At 56.3% G+C, this 14,369-nt stretch carries 12 protein-coding genes; 7 read left to right on the forward strand and 5 right to left on the reverse strand.

All coding sequences use genetic code 11. The features are described 5' to 3' along the window. The first annotated feature begins 267 nt into the window (after window positions 1-267). On the forward strand, window positions 268-4,173 hold the full coding sequence (gene hrpA / locus R5L00_RS14445) for an ATP-dependent RNA helicase HrpA (protein WP_317652479.1): 3,906 nt from the start codon (window positions 268-270) through the stop codon (window positions 4,171-4,173). A gap of 19 nt (window positions 4,174-4,192) precedes the next feature. Here hrpA and R5L00_RS14450 read toward each other — a convergent pair whose 3' ends face one another. Together R5L00_RS14450 and R5L00_RS14455 are read right to left on the reverse strand one after the other, a co-directional pair. Continuing rightward, complete coding sequence (locus R5L00_RS14450) at window positions 4,193-5,134, reverse strand: D-hexose-6-phosphate mutarotase (protein ID WP_317652480.1); 942 nt, start codon at window positions 5,132-5,134, stop codon at window positions 4,193-4,195. A 124-nt stretch (window positions 5,135-5,258) separates the two neighbouring features. Continuing rightward, window positions 5,259-5,696 (reverse strand): DUF3293 domain-containing protein, encoded by a 438-nt coding sequence (locus R5L00_RS14455; protein WP_317652481.1) that lies wholly within the window; start codon window positions 5,694-5,696, stop codon window positions 5,259-5,261. A 350-nt stretch (window positions 5,697-6,046) separates the two neighbouring features. Here R5L00_RS14455 and csy1 point away from each other — a divergent pair, with 350 nt between their 5' ends. The 4 genes from csy1 to cas6f are packed head-to-tail and all read left to right on the forward strand — an operon-like array spanning window position 6,047 to window position 10,047. Beyond that, window positions 6,047-7,441: a type I-F CRISPR-associated protein Csy1 gene (csy1, locus tag R5L00_RS14460; protein WP_317652482.1), complete on the forward strand. Its 1,395-nt coding sequence runs from the start codon at window positions 6,047-6,049 to the stop codon at window positions 7,439-7,441. Then, a complete protein-coding gene (csy2, locus tag R5L00_RS14465; protein WP_317652483.1) occupies window positions 7,434-8,462 on the forward strand; it encodes a type I-F CRISPR-associated protein Csy2 in 1,029 nt (342 codons plus the stop codon). The genes csy1 and csy2 overlap by 8 nt, the downstream gene beginning before the upstream one ends. Continuing rightward, entirely contained in the window at window positions 8,453-9,487 is a 1,035-nt protein-coding gene (csy3, locus tag R5L00_RS14470) for a type I-F CRISPR-associated protein Csy3 (RefSeq protein WP_317652485.1), read from the forward strand. Before csy2 ends, csy3 begins: the two co-directional genes overlap by 10 nt. After that, on the forward strand, window positions 9,484-10,047 hold the full coding sequence (cas6f, locus tag R5L00_RS14475; protein WP_317652487.1) for a type I-F CRISPR-associated endoribonuclease Cas6/Csy4: 564 nt from the start codon (window positions 9,484-9,486) through the stop codon (window positions 10,045-10,047). Before csy3 ends, cas6f begins: the two co-directional genes overlap by 4 nt. A gap of 277 nt (window positions 10,048-10,324) precedes the next feature. Here cas6f and R5L00_RS14480 read toward each other — a convergent pair whose 3' ends face one another. Next, window positions 10,325-10,699 (reverse strand): helix-turn-helix domain-containing protein, encoded by a 375-nt coding sequence (locus tag R5L00_RS14480; RefSeq protein ID WP_317652489.1) that lies wholly within the window; start codon window positions 10,697-10,699, stop codon window positions 10,325-10,327. Between the two features lie 364 nt (window positions 10,700-11,063). Between R5L00_RS14480 and R5L00_RS14485 the strand changes: the two genes are divergently transcribed. Continuing rightward, complete coding sequence (locus R5L00_RS14485) at window positions 11,064-11,642, forward strand: hypothetical protein (protein ID WP_317652490.1); 579 nt, start codon at window positions 11,064-11,066, stop codon at window positions 11,640-11,642. Between the two features lie 98 nt (window positions 11,643-11,740). On the opposite strand, the gene R5L00_RS14490 is transcribed toward R5L00_RS14485, so the two are convergent. Continuing rightward, window positions 11,741-11,989 (reverse strand): hypothetical protein, encoded by a 249-nt coding sequence (locus R5L00_RS14490; RefSeq protein WP_317652491.1) that lies wholly within the window; start codon window positions 11,987-11,989, stop codon window positions 11,741-11,743. A gap of 161 nt (window positions 11,990-12,150) precedes the next feature. On the opposite strand from R5L00_RS14490, the gene R5L00_RS14495 reads away from it, so the two are divergent. After that, on the forward strand, window positions 12,151-13,257 hold the full coding sequence (locus R5L00_RS14495; RefSeq protein WP_411555568.1) for a PstS family phosphate ABC transporter substrate-binding protein: 1,107 nt from the start codon (window positions 12,151-12,153) through the stop codon (window positions 13,255-13,257). Window positions 13,258-13,332: 75 nt separating this feature from the next. Here the strand turns inward: R5L00_RS14495 and R5L00_RS14500 are convergent, their stop codons facing one another. Beyond that, window positions 13,333-14,298, reverse strand: a complete 966-nt coding sequence (locus R5L00_RS14500) for a PEP-CTERM sorting domain-containing protein (protein ID WP_317652492.1) — start codon at window positions 14,296-14,298, stop codon at window positions 13,333-13,335. Between the last annotated feature and the right edge of the window lie 71 nt (window positions 14,299-14,369).

The following is a 14,369-nucleotide window of genomic DNA, read 5'->3' on the forward strand; positions in this document are numbered from 1 at the left end:
CCATGTGCCAATGGAATTTCTCGTATCGTTTCGCTCTTGAAAGACAGGCGTCCCGAATGACCCGAGTGGCAAGTGGGCGCGGGAAAACATCGTCTCGCCCGTATTCCATAAAGATAGCTGATGAGCATGGGATGTCAAGCGTGAAGGTGTATTGCGTCGGTGCGAACCTCCGTTTTCCGGTGAAGGTTCCCCAGCACTTTTATGCCCATATTATTGCGGCCCATTCTTCTCGATTAGAATATGCGCCCTTTTTGTTACAGCTGGACGATGAAAGAATCTTCTAACGCTAACTACGCCTGGCGTCTCGCCAACCTGCCCAAGCCGGTCTACCCCGAAGAGCTGCCCGTAGTCGGGCGGCGCGAGGAAATCGCGCGCGCGGTTCGTGAAAACCAGGTGGTGATCGTATGCGGAGAGACCGGTTCCGGCAAGACAACACAATTGCCGAAAATCTGCCTCGAACTCGGGCGCGGCGTAGCAGGCATGATCGGCCACACGCAGCCGCGACGTATTGCGGCTCGCACGGTAGCGGCGCGGATTGCGTCCGAGCTCAATAGCCCGCTGGGCCATGCCGTCGGCTACAAGATCCGGTTCTCCGACAACGTAAGCGAGGGAACGTACATCAAGCTGATGACCGACGGCATTCTGCTGGCGGAAACCCAGGGCGAGCCGTCGCTCGCGGCATACGACACCATCATCATCGATGAGGCGCACGAGCGTAGTCTCAATATTGATTTTCTGCTGGGTTACCTCAAGCAACTGCTGCCAAACCGCCCGGAGCTGAAGCTTATCGTTACTTCCGCCACGATCAATGCGCAGCGCTTTTCTGCGCATTTCAACGATGCGCCCGTGGTCGAGGTATCAGGACGCATGTATCCGGTGGAAGTGCGTTACCGCCCTCCCTTTTCCCCCCTTTCATCTGCGGCGGCGCGCCGGGAGGAGGAAGGAGGCCGTAACAAGGGGGGCGCGCAGGATCAGGATCAGAATGAACGGGATGAAGGCGATATCGAACAGGCGATTCTTGACGCGGTCGATGAGACCGTCCGCTGCGGTCCCGGCGATGTGCTTATGTTCCTTCCCGGTGAGCGGGAAATACGCGAGACGGCCGAGGCGCTGCGCAAGCATGCTTTCGGCGCGTCGGGAACAGGAACAGGCGGCCACGGCGGTGCGGAGATTCTGCCGTTGTTCGCGCGGCTTTCCCATGCCGAGCAGGAACGCGTGTTCAGGCCGGGCGGGAGCAGCCTGAGACGCATCGTGCTCGCCACCAATGTGGCAGAGACATCGCTGACGGTCCCTGGAATCCGCTATGTGATTGATACGGGGGTGGCGCGCCTCAACCGCTACAGCTACCGTAACAAAGTCGAACAGTTGCAGGTCGAAAAAATTTCGCGTGCGTCCGCTAACCAGCGCGCCGGCCGCTGCGGCCGGGTAATGAGCGGCGTCTGTATCCGTCTTTACGCAGAGGAGGATTACCTGGCCCGCCCGGAGTTTACCGATCCGGAAATTTTGCGCTCATCGCTCGCCGCGGTGATCCTGCGGATGAAGTCGCTCAAGATCGGGGCCGTGGAGAATTTTCCGTTTCTCGACCCGCCCCTGCCGCGCATGGTCGCGGACGGCTACCAGTTGCTGGCCGAACTGGGTGCCGTGGATGAGGCCAACGCGCTGACCAGTATCGGCTGGCGGATGGCGAAGTTTCCCATCGATCCGAAGATCGCCCGCATGATATTGGCTGCCAGGGAGGAGAACTGCCTGAGCGAGGTGCTGATCATCGCCGCTGCCTTGAGCGTGCAAGACCCGCGCGACCGGCCGTTCGAGCGGCAGGAAGCGGCAGACCGGGCTCATCAGCGCTTTCAGGACGAGCGTTCGGATTTTATTGGTTACTTGAAACTGTGGGAATTCTTCGACGAATTGTTGAAGCATAGGAAATCCAAGCGCAAGCTGATCGCCCATTGCCAGGAAAATTTCCTCTCGCACCGGAGAATGCGCGAATGGCGCGAGGTTCACGGGCAACTGCATACGCTGGTGGCCGAATTCGGGCTGCGTCCAAATGAGATCCCGGCGACTTATGACGAGATCCATCGCGCGCTTCTGGCAGGGCTGCTAGGCAATATCGGCTTCAAGACGGAGGAGGACGGGGAGTATCTGGGGGCGCGCGGAATCAAGTTTTCCATTTTTCCCGGTTCAGTGCTCAAAAAGACGAAGCCCAAATGGGTCGTGGCGGCGGAACTGACCGAAACCGCCAAGCTCTACGGACGCGTCGTGGCAAAAATCGATCCGCTCTGGGTCGAGAAGATCGCCGGGAAGCTGTGCAAAAAGCATTACTTCGACCCGCACTGGGAGAAGAGTTCCGCCCAAGTGTCTGCGTTTGAGCGGGTAACGCTGTATGGCCTGACCGTGACGCCTAAACGGCGGGTTTATTACGGTAACGTCAACCCTGGGGAAGCGCGCGAAATTTTCATCCGCGCCGCGCTGGTCGCGGGCGAATATGTAACCCAGGCGCCTTTTTTCCATCATAACCGCGAGCTCATTGCCGACGTCGGGGCTCTGGAACACAAGACCCGTCGGCCTGATGTGCTGGTAGGCGAAGAGCGCATTTTCGAGTTTTATGATGCCCTCGTCCCGCAGGGGATGTGCAACGGCGCGGCATTTGAAAAATGGCGCCGGCAGGCCGAACGGGAGAACCCCCGCCTGCTCTACCTCATCCGGGACTACCTGATGCGCCATGGAGCGGAGAATGTGACGGAAGCGCGTTTTCCCGACAACGTGGCGGCGGATGGTATCAGCCTGCCCCTGGCTTATCGCTTCGAGCCCGGCCATGTGCTGGATGGCGTAACCCTCACGATGCCGTTGCCGCTGCTGAACAAGCTTGATGCCGTGCAATTCGATTATCTCGTGCCGGGTTTGATCCGCGAGAAAATAACGTGGTATCTCAAGGCGCTTCCCAAACAGATACGGCGCCACGTGGTGCCGATACCCGATTTTGTGACCCGGTTTCTCGAAAATCTTGAGTCGGGCGACGTGGATTCTTTCTCAAAGCCCATCCCGCTTGTCCAAGCGCTGGCCGAGTTTATCCGTGCCGAAACAGGCACTGCCGTCGGTGCGGAGAGCTGGCGCAACGAAGAGCCACCCCCGCACCTGCTGATGAATTACCGGGTGATCGACGATGCGGGGCAGGAGTTGGCGATGAGCCGTGACCTTGCGCAACTGCGGGCGCAGCTTGGTCAGGCCGCACAATTGACATTTTCGCGCTCGGATTCAGGCGAGCGCATGCCGATCGAGCGCGACGACGTGAAGCGGTGGGATTTTGGCGATTTGCCGGAAGAGATTGCTTTTACCCGGGGAGGCAAGAGACTTACCGGATTTCCGGCGCTGGTCGAAACGGAGGGAAAAGTCGCGATCCAGTTGTTCGATACGCGTGAAGCGGCGCAAGCAAGCATGCGCGGCGGGGTAAGGCAGTTGCTGCGCTTTGAGCTCAGGGAGCAGATGAAGCAGCTGGAAAAAAACCTGTCGGGGCAAAACCGATATCTGGGGCAGTCTGTTTTACAACTGCACACGCTCATCACGCCGGACAGGCTTATCGAGGACATTGTCAGTGCCATCTCAGACCGCGCGTTCATCGGCGAGGACACGCCGCCTCGCACCGAGAAGGACTTTGTCGCCCAGCGCCAGCGAGCAAGGGCGCGCCTGCCAGCCGTAACCGAAGGAATTGCGCGGCTGGTGCAAGCCATCGGGAATGAATGCCAGTCTTTGCTCGTCAAGCTTGCGGGAGGTGGAGCCCCCGGCAGTAAACAGAAAGGAGAACCCAATGTGCGACTGAGCGCCCAGCTTCGCGCGCAACTGGAAGCGCTGATTTATCCCGGATTTCTAAGCGCCACCCCGTGGGAGAAGTTGCAACACCTGCCGCGTTACCTCGAAGCGATGAGCCTGCGGCTGGAGAAGTATCCAGGCAACCCGGAGCGCGACGGGCGCCACGGCGCCGCGGTTTCCGCGTTATGGAACCAGTATGAACAGCGCCGGGAGAAGCATCGCAAGGCCGGGACCAGCGATCCCCATCTTGACGAATTTCGCTGGCAGATCGAGGAATTACGCGTTTCCCTGTTTGCCCAGGAGCTGAAAACGCCCTACCCCGTCTCCGTCAAGCGCCTGCAAAAGTTGTGGGAAGATGTCAGCCCATGATCGGATACATATTCTCCGCTTATTGCAGGGACTTGATCTCTTTCAACACTTCCGCCATGTCGCGTTCTATACGATAGTTGGCCACCAGCCGGGATTCGCCCGCAGCGGGTACCTCTACCGCATCCACGTCGGCGTTGGCGGTTTCAACGCAAACAAAGCGTTTGTAGTCGTCATCCTCCAGATCGCCCATTTCCGCAGAGATTTTCACCCACGGGTTCCACACCACCGCGGTTTTGCTGCCTCGCGCGGTAATGCGAATACGCCGGTTAAGGACAGCATCCTCGATGACCTGCTCGCGCTGTACGTTGCGATAGATGCGGTCGACTTCCCGATCGATCGTTATCGCGCCCGCCTGGGCTTTTACGATCCCGTTGTCGGTTTTATCGACGTACTCGGCCCCTTGCATGCCGAATATCGCTATCTGGCTTATATCGCCGACCTTGAAATAAGTGTGCAACGCCTGTGTAATGGTAACCGCCTGTGCCGTTCTGTTACGCGTGACCAGTTCCAGGTTCAGCGACTCCCCGACGGTTATTTCCAACGAGAGGTCGAATAAATGCGGCCATATTGCGCTTGTCTCAGGGGATTCGGTCAGACCCAGCGTAACCTGGCAGTCGCCATCCGGATTTATCCCGGTTTTCGTGATATTCCAGAAACGGGTGCGGACAAACCCATGTGCTGGCCGGCCGCGCCGTTCAGGGTCCGGCCCAAACCACGGCCAGCAGATCGGCGCACCTCCCTTAATTCCTTTTCCCGACTGATAATAGGCCGCCTCGCTGAGAAACATCAGGTTATGCGGCTCATTCGCCGGGTGATAGGACAAAACCTGGCCTCCATATACCGAGATCACGGCACTGGCCCTTTCATTATCAACCCTGATAAAGGGAAACCCACCCGCGCCTGCGATAAATTTGATGTGCTCAGCAATGCCAAAATCGCTGTTTAACTGTTCAATGTTCATATTTTTCTGTCCGAGTTCTTTCCTGATCCTGATACCTAAATCGCCTGTAAATCGCCTGTAAATCATCATAGCATGCCATATTACCCGCGGAAAAGCTCGGGGCCAAGCAGGGCAGCTGGTTTGTTCAGCGGAGCAGAACCAGTCTGGGTATGGCGTCAGTGCCCGCCCATACGACTGCATTCTGGTCAAACTCCCGGCCCAGCATTTTCGATGCATCGAGTTCTAGCCCGAGCACGAGGAAACTCTTCTCCTCAGTCCATATTCCACGCGGGTCGCACCCCATTCCAGCAATAACCCGGTCTTCGCCGCCGGGCAGGTGCCGTAGCCGGTCTAAAAGGCGCGCGCTGGCCGCCAGATTTGCATCAGAGCCTTGAGCCTCTCCCCAAGGGTTGAAAGCGGTGACAAACGCAGCGCATTGGTGACCTGAAGAGGCAAAAAGCCGCGATAGCGGTTCAGAATACCGGTCAATGCGCAAGACGAAGGGCTTGCCACTGCTTTCCACCCGGTAGTTGGCCGAACGATAGGCAGCGATGACCTGGTCAGAAATTGGGGATTGCGGCAAGTTATACCTCAGCATTGCTCAGACATTGGATATGCGGCCAACGCAAGCGTATCCCGCAACCGGCTTGCATGCGCACAAAATCAATGCCAAGTTCATGAAAAATAACCAGAGTCGTGAGAGCCTGTACCTTGGTCCAATTTTCAAAGCTGCCGCAATCCGTAAGATAGCACCGAGGGCTCATCCCGGGTCCCGCTGAGCGCGGTTCGCGCCCCGAATGCACCAGCCTTGCAGAAAACCCCGTGTTTCATTGCGAATAATAGAGGCGTATTCCGTCTTCTATTCTGCATGCCGTCGTTCATTTCACCCGGATAGCATTGCGCGGACGGTCCAGCGATTGACACAGGAGAACCATGATACAGCCGGTTAAAGACTCGGTGCTTGCAAAGAGTAGCGTCGTTCCGACAGACGCGCGCAGCGCACGTTTCGAAGCTGCCATTCGTGGGTTCCTGCACAAACGCCTTCAATTAAAACTGGACGTTCTTCAGAAACAACGGGCCAAACTCAAGGATAGTCAGGCGGATAAAGTACGCGAGATCGAGCACAAGCGCAAAAAAGAGATAGCACGACATCAGTTGGAAGAATGGATCGCCGATGCTGCCCGGCGGGCATCGCGAATCGAGCAGGCGACACACATACTGAAGTTGACGCACCCCCAGGCGAAAGGCTCGAATTTGCTGGCCCTGGGTAACAAGGCCATCGGCGAAACCTATGTCGGCACCCACACTATTGGAAGGGATGACCTCAGGCTCGATGTGATCGGTGACGCGGCGGCGCTTGATGTCGCCGCATTTTTGCGCGTGCGCGTCGATGGCAAGTCGCTTCTGGATTATGCGAACAGCCAAGACCCGGCTTTAGCCGCTGCGTTTTGTGAAGACAGGCCACAGGCGGAAAAGTGGATGGAGGCCTTTGGCAGATTGGCACAACCGAGAGGCCCACTTTCATCCCATAAGTTCGCCAAACAGGTTTATTGGCCGGTCACTGATGGCAGCAAAGCGAAATACCACCTTTTAGCACCGCTATTTTCCACTTCGATTGCCCATTATGTGTGGAAAATAATAGAAGAGGATCGTTTCTCGGTTGACGCGCAAAATGCTCGCGCCGCGCGAAGAGCGGGAGCGGCCTATCCTCACGGTTATCGGACTTACCCTGACCTTGCGATACAACGGGTGGGCGGTGCGAATCCGCAGAATGCCGGTCAGCTCAATCTGGAGCGTAATGGCAAAAACTATCTTCTCCCGTCTTTACCGCCAACGTGGCGTTCCGAGCGCGCACACCCTCCCTTGCATGTGAATAGCATATTCGACCATTTGTTTAGCAATCGAAACCGGGTGCGCCGGGCGTTAAGGGCAGTACATCAGCTTGGAGATGGAGGCGTCGCTGCTGACAGCGGCCCGGCCGGCCACATAAGAATTGGAGTCGCGCGGGAGTTGCGCGATGAACTGTTGCAATTTGCGGCGGAATTGCACGAGTTGAAGGCGGGCTGGACCCTGGACCCCGACTGTCAGCTGAATTCCGAGGAGCAGTGCTGGCTGGACCCGCGGCGGGCGGCGCAAGACGAAAGCTTTGCCGCCTTGTGCCGTGCCAACGGGTGGCAGGACACCATATGCGCCCGATACGCGAATTGGCTGAACGTTCGTCTTGGTATACCCGCCGCACTTCGAAATCAAACAGAAGCCGCGCATTGGGCTTCTTTCCTTGACAAGGAATTGCATATGACGCGCATCGAACTGAGTTGCCATGACTAACCTTGTGAAGAAGGCCGCTGCCCTCGTGCTTTTGCCGAATCTTTGCGTGCAGAATGCGAATGCCATTTCCGGCCCGCTCAGCTGGGGCTTCCCCTCTCCCACCGCCTTTACCGGCTTCGTTCATGCGTTGCAGCGGAAAGCGATGGAGGGGGGGTTGTCCCCCTCTTTCCAAAAAGGATTTGGGGGGGTTGGGATCGTTTGTCACGATTTTCAGCCTCAAGTGTCCTGGTCGTCCGGGGACCGTGCGCATGTGTTTCACCTTACGCGCAACCCGGGGGAAAAAGACGGTCGCGCACCCGCCATGGTGGAGGAAGGTCGTGCCCACATGGAAGTCAGTCTGGTTATCGCGGTGAAGGACGCGCTCTCACCCAGCGAGGGGGAGAGATTCGCCGAGGATATTTTTGGCATGGCGCAGGGCATGCGCATCGCCGGGGGTAGCCTGTTGCCGCCGCGGATCGCCGAGCGGCCGGCCGTGCAGCGATGGTGGCCGCTTGGAGAAGGCCCGGAAGGACAGCTCGAAGTGATGCGTGACCTGCGCCGCAAACTGATCCCCGGCTTCGCCCTGGTGCAACGCAACGATTTGCTGATCGACCATCTGACTGAAATGAGAGCCCGGCAGAATGGGAGCGGAGCGGTGCCCAATATGCTCGACGCGTTACTTGATTTCTCGCGCCTGAATATTGAACCCGGCCTGCCCCGCTCCGATTCCCCCGATGAGGTGCGGTGGGACGTACACAGAAAACCTGGATGGCTGGTTCCCCTGCCTATTGGCTACAGCGTTTTGTCCTCTCTTTATTCTGGCGGGGAAGTGCAAAACACCCGGGACCGAACCACACCATTCGGCTTCGCGGAAAGCCTTTATTCGCTGGGCGAATGGATCAGCCCGAATCGGGTGGAGAATCTGGATCAACTGCTCTGGTACACCGAATCCCAACCAGAAAATGGAATTTATTGCTGCATTAATCGTTATTCCAGCTATCTCGACACGCAGATGGACAAAGGGGCGAATAAATGGCGCTGAAAACCGCCTCCGTACTGGCTTTCGAACGCAAACTGGACCCTTCCGACGCGCTATTTTCCTCCGGACAGTGGAGCGACCGGGACCACGGCGAGTCATGGCCCGCTGTGATAGTCCGGGAAAAATCCGTTCGCGGCACCATTTCCCATCGATTTTCCGCAAAGGATCAGGACCCGGCAAAGCTGGATGACTCGATTCAATCTCCCAATCTCCAGGCGGTGGATGTCGCCACCCTGCCCTATGTGCACGATACGTTGCGAGTGCGCTTCACACTGCGCGTTCTCGATGGAGCGGGCGTTCCAGCCGCCTGCAACAGTGTTGATTATCAGGCGAGGCTCAACGCTATCGTCGAGCATTATGCGAGCAAAGTGGGTTTTGCCGTACTCGCCCGACGCTATGCGCATAACCTTGCGAATGGGCGTTTCCTATGGCGCAACCGGGTGGGAGCTGAACAGGTGGAGGTACGTGCCCGGTACTTAATCCACGACGACAAAGCGAGCCCGTGCTGGACATTTAACAGCCATAATTTCTCCCTGAGAAATTTTGATGAGCCTGCGCCGGCGGCACCCGCGCTGCAAGAACTGGCACAAGTGATCGAGCAGGGGCTTTCCGGCAGCGCTGTACTGCTCGAGGTGGTTGCCTACGCCCGTGTTGGTGACGGCCAGGAAGTTTATCCGTCGCAGGAGTTAATCCTCGATCGCGGGAATAAGAAGGGCAGGAAAAGTAAAACGCTTTATTCCCTGGGATCGGTGGCTGCTCTCCACAGCCAGAAAATCGGCAACGCGCTGCGTACTATCGATACCTGGTATCCCGACGATGGCGCCTCTCCGATGGGTCCCATCGCTATCGAGCCTTACGGCTCGGTTACCACTCAGGGGAAGGCATATCGGCAACCGCGAATGAAAGCCGATTTCTACACCTTGTTGAGCGAGTGGGTGCTGAACGGGCGGCCGCCTAGCGAGGAAAACCAGCATTTCGTAATGGCGATGCTTATCCGCGGGGGCGTATTTGGCGAAAAGGATTCATGAATACCTATTTTGATATACGGCTGCTGCCTGACCCGGATTTTTCATCAACCATACTGATGAATTCGCTCTTCAACAGGGTACATCAGGCGCTCGCAGCGCATTGCGCTGAAAATATCGGGATCAGTTTTCCGGACTGGGAACAGAATGGGGTTACGCTTGGGGCGCGGTTGCGCCTGCACGGCAAAGGTGGCGATCTGGAAAAAATAATACAGCCGGGCTGGGTGGCCGGGTTGCAGGATCACGCGACGTTCGGTGAGATCGCGCAGGTGCCAACTCATGCCGGGCACCGCGTGGTGCGTCGGGTCCAAGCAAAAAGCAGTCCTGAACGTGAGCGCCGGAGATTGATGCTTCGAAAAAATATCAGCGCCGAGGCCGCGCGACAGATTATTCCCGACAGCGCCGCAAAACGGCTAAGCTTGCCTTATCTTGTCCTGACCAGCCGGAGTACAGGGCAAAAGTTTCGGCTCTTTGTTGAACATCTGCCGCTGCAGGAACACGCTGTGGAGGGGCGATTTGGCACTTATGGACTTAGCCCGACAGCGACCGTGCCCTGGTTCTAGTACAACGAGAGGGAGAGGAATCGGCCTCGCTTCGGTGTCGGCAGATGGGCGATCAAGCAGCCAGCAATCGCTGGCAAAACGATGAGTGCATGGCGTGAATCACTGCCGGAGAGGCAGTTCAGAAATTAAGGAAATTGATGACAAGCTGGACACTCGTTCACTGCCGGAAAGGCAGCCCAGTCAGATCATTTCGAGAAATCAGCACTTTTGAACCGAAAAGTTCGCATTGACTCCATCTTATTCCCATCTGATATATTATTAGAGAGTAATCAACGAGTTAGATAACATTGTTCGGGCTCTGTATCAAGCAGTCGCTCACGTTGCTCTCCGGGTCATGCTTGGCGCCCCAGCGTAACAACTCCAGAATTGCCGGCGACAGATCCAACCCCTTGTCGGTCAGGGTATAAATGATCCTGCGTGCGTTGCCCGGATCGCGCTGCCGCAAAACGATTTTGCACTCTTCCAGTTTCTTCAACCGGTCCGAAAGTATATTGGATGCGATCTTCTCCGGCGACTCCAGGAAATCCTGGAAGTATTGCTTTCGCATGAACAGGATGTCCCGGATGACAAGCAGCGTCCACTTGTCGCCCAATATATCGAGCGCGCAGCTAACGGGGCAGGAGGAGCGCTTGGTCTGGTCTGGTTTACCCACGTTACCTCGGCGTATTATTTTGGTTGCAACGTGCAATTAATAGATTATACTTGCATTATGCAACGATAAACGAGGAGAGTAAACTCTTCGCCCTCAGCTGTTGCTCAAGGTTATTTTCACACAGCGTTGTTTTCACACAGAGCATTTTCGCTGCAGCTTCCATGGAGGAAACGCGAAGCGGTCAGTGGTGTAGAAAATTCATCCCACATTTCTCTTTACCCGTGTCTTTATTGAGGAGACGTTATGGCACTGCTGGTGTTAAAGTTCGCAGTTCGTTCCATGACCAGCGACCCCTCATGGAGCATAGTTAAAGCATGAGTTCGAGGCACGGCGTTAAGGAAAATCAATCGAGAGGAGTAAACGAATGGTAATCAAGCAAGCGATACAGGCCGGCGCATTGGCTCTTGTCCTTGTCTCGGCGCTTTACAGTGGCGGAGTGGCGGCACACGGCAAAGTATCCATGGAGGAAGACACGTGCGTGCGCCGTCTTGGGGACAACAGCCTGGTGCATTTAAGCGCCTATCAGCCTCAATTCGAGCCTGCTGATCAGTACTGTACGGAAATACCCAAGGAAGGCAATACTTACCTGGTTGTGGACCTCGTCGACCCGGCATTACGCGACATACCCATCGGGGTGCGGGTGGTCAGGGGTACCAACGAAACAGAAGACGAGACCGTCACATATTTGCGCCCGAGCCATCATCCCGACGGCGTGATCAAAGGCGAGACCAGCCTGGATAAGGGTCTTTACACGGTTTTCATCACAGGTGATTCCGTGCCGCCTGTGCGTTACGAGTACTCGTTGCGGGTGGAAATGATCAATTACGCGAAAATGTTCCGATCCGCAATCGGTCCGCTCATCGCATTGATGCTGCTGAGTCTGCTGGCGTACAAAATCATGCAGTCGAAGCGGGTTCGGCAGTGGCGGGCCTCGAGGGACTGATAATTGCGCGGCATCATGCGGCTTACGGCTGTAATCTAGAACCCCTCTGATAGCCCTCTGCTCAGTAGGGGGCCGTCAAAGCCGGGTACAAAATCGCCTCATTCTGCGGAAGGTGTTAGGCGCCGCGTACTTCCGGAGGCCCGGAATTGCCGCACGATGGATCTTGAGATACACGGAGCGGGAAGTGCGGCGCCTTCCGCGCTTCCTGCCTGCTTCATGCTTCCTTCGCTGCCTTCATTTGTCCGTTGCGCGCCATGCCAACCGGTCGGTACTGAAACTTCCGCTATTTCCATTTCAATAGTAGTAGAAATACTTTTCCATACTTCTTCAGTTGCTGTACCACTCATGGCTTCCATCCGATTCGCCAGCAGGAGGACATCGCCAGGCTGGGATAATAATTTCTTCGTTACATGAAACTGTAACAGGAAAAGTGCACAATCCGATATCAGGGGTTTGCAAATTGATCCGCACTGGGGATGGCTGTCAGATTGATCGACTTGAGGAAGAAATGCTAAAAACACATAACTTTAAATGGCAGGGCGCGGTGGCAGTACTTGTTGGGCTTATGGGAGTCGGCGGCGCTGGCAGCGTCTTTAGCATTGCATACGCTGAGACGATCATAAAAATTGATGGCTCCAGCACCATGCATCCGATCACGGAAGCGGTAGCAGAAAATTTCCGGAAAGAGAAGAAGGGCGCTGTCGAGGTAACGGTTGGCATTTCCGGCACGGGCGGCGGGCTCGCTAAATTCTGCGCGGGCGAAATCGATATCGTCAACGCGTCCCGCCCCATACAGCGAAGAGAGATAAAGGCGTGCGATAAGGCGCGCATCGAGTACGTCGAACTGCCGGTTGCGTTTGATCCGGTCACGGTCGTAGTGAATCCACAGAATAGCTGGGCTAAAACCATGACGGTGGCCGAACTCAAGAAAATCTGGGAGCCTTCGGCCGAAGGTAAAATAACCCGGTGGAGCCAGGTCAATCCGGCATGGCCCAATGAGCCGTTCAGGCTCTACGGGTCTGGTGCCGATTCCGGCACCTTCGACTACTTTACCCGAGCCATTGTCGGCAAGGCAAAATCGAGCCGTCGCGATTTCATGGCATCGGAGGATGACAAGATGCTGGCGCAAGGGGTAGCGGGTGATAAAAACGGGCTGGGCTTCTTTGGCTTTGGAAATTACAAGCAGAACGAGGACAAGATCAGGGCGGTCGCGATCGACAATGGAACAGGCGAAGGGGTGCTTCCCTCTGCGGAAACAGTGGAGGATGGGACCTATCAGCCTTTGTCCCGCCCCATTTTCATTTATGTGAGTATGAAGGCCGCGGAGAAACCGGAGGTCAAGGAGTTTGTCGGGTTCTATATGAAGAACGCATCTGCCGCGGTGAGAGAGGTCCGGTATATCCCCTTGCCTCCCCGAGCGTATAGCAAGAGTCTGGAAATCTTCAAGACAAAGCGGGTGGGTACGGTATTTGACGGCTTTCTGCCAGTCGGCCTCACCATCGATGATCTGCTTCGGCGCGAACGCTTTCAAGGCATGCTCGATGACGACATGGGCTTAATGCTGGATGATTCGCTGCGGCGGGAAGCCCGACTTCAGGAGAATCAGCAATATTGAACTGGGGGGAAATCACACAGCAAAAGCCAGCCAGTTGCGGGAATTCCAGCTTCAAGGACTAATGCCGAGCCAGGACTAATGCCGCGCTCTGCGCTGTCGTCTCGCCGGTATCATGCCAGCCAGGCCCACGCCTAACAATGCAAGGGATGCAGGCTCCGGCAGTGGCGCAACCTGCGTGAAAGAGGAAGATGAATCGGCCATGAGCATCAGGTTTGTTCCGTCAATACCGTTGATGTTTCCTAATGTATTGATGTCGCATTCCAGTCCGCTCAGGGTATTTGGACCTGCTCCATTAATCAGCATGCCCGTCCCGTTTTTAAAGCAGGACGATGGATCAGTTTGAGAAAATGGCAGGTCAAGCATGGTCTGGAAATTAAGGCCCAGCCCCGGGCTGAATCCCTCGGGAAAATAGCTGATATCAAAACGATCGATAATTACTGCGAGCGTGCCCTTCCCCATCGCTGCGATGCTGTCCACGTTGGGGTAATTATCGCTACCTGAAGTGTCAAGACTGCCTGGCGGCACCCTGAGAGCAGAGATCGCCGTTTGCCCTATGGAAGCGTCAATCGCGCCTGACAGTACCAGCACCGCATCCGGATTTGTGGCATCAGGTCCATATCCCGTCCCATTACCCGAATTGGCATTTGGCGTTGGATCGAAATAGAGCCTGAAGAAGTTATCGCCCCCCCCAACAGTGGCCAGCACAACGTTGTTACCGACAGTTGATACTACCTGTTCACGATAGCCTGCGATGAATGCCCACCGGCCGGCCCCCGAACTTCCGATGCTGGTCCCCTGACTATCCTCGAACCCGCTTAGCGATGCGTGGGTGTAACGCTGGAACACGTCGCCCAGGGGGTGGGCAAATATTGATGCGCGACCGACCGGCGTTATCAAGGTATTGCCCGGCGCCCAATGCAGGCCTTTTACATCCATGGCAGGCTCAAGCCCGGCGCCATCCGGATCAACGGCAATTGCATGAGCTGTGCTGGCGAGCGCGATCAGCAGCGTTGCGAACAGGAGTTTACCTTGTCGATTCATGGCCCTTTACCGATTTATGTCTGAACCAATCAAGCTTGATGCCGGCACGCGAGCCGGTCTGTTCGATGAAA

The sequence above is a fragment of the Nitrosospira sp. Is2 genome, from assembly GCF_033095785.1.
Lineage (GTDB): Bacteria > Pseudomonadota > Gammaproteobacteria > Burkholderiales > Nitrosomonadaceae > Nitrosospira.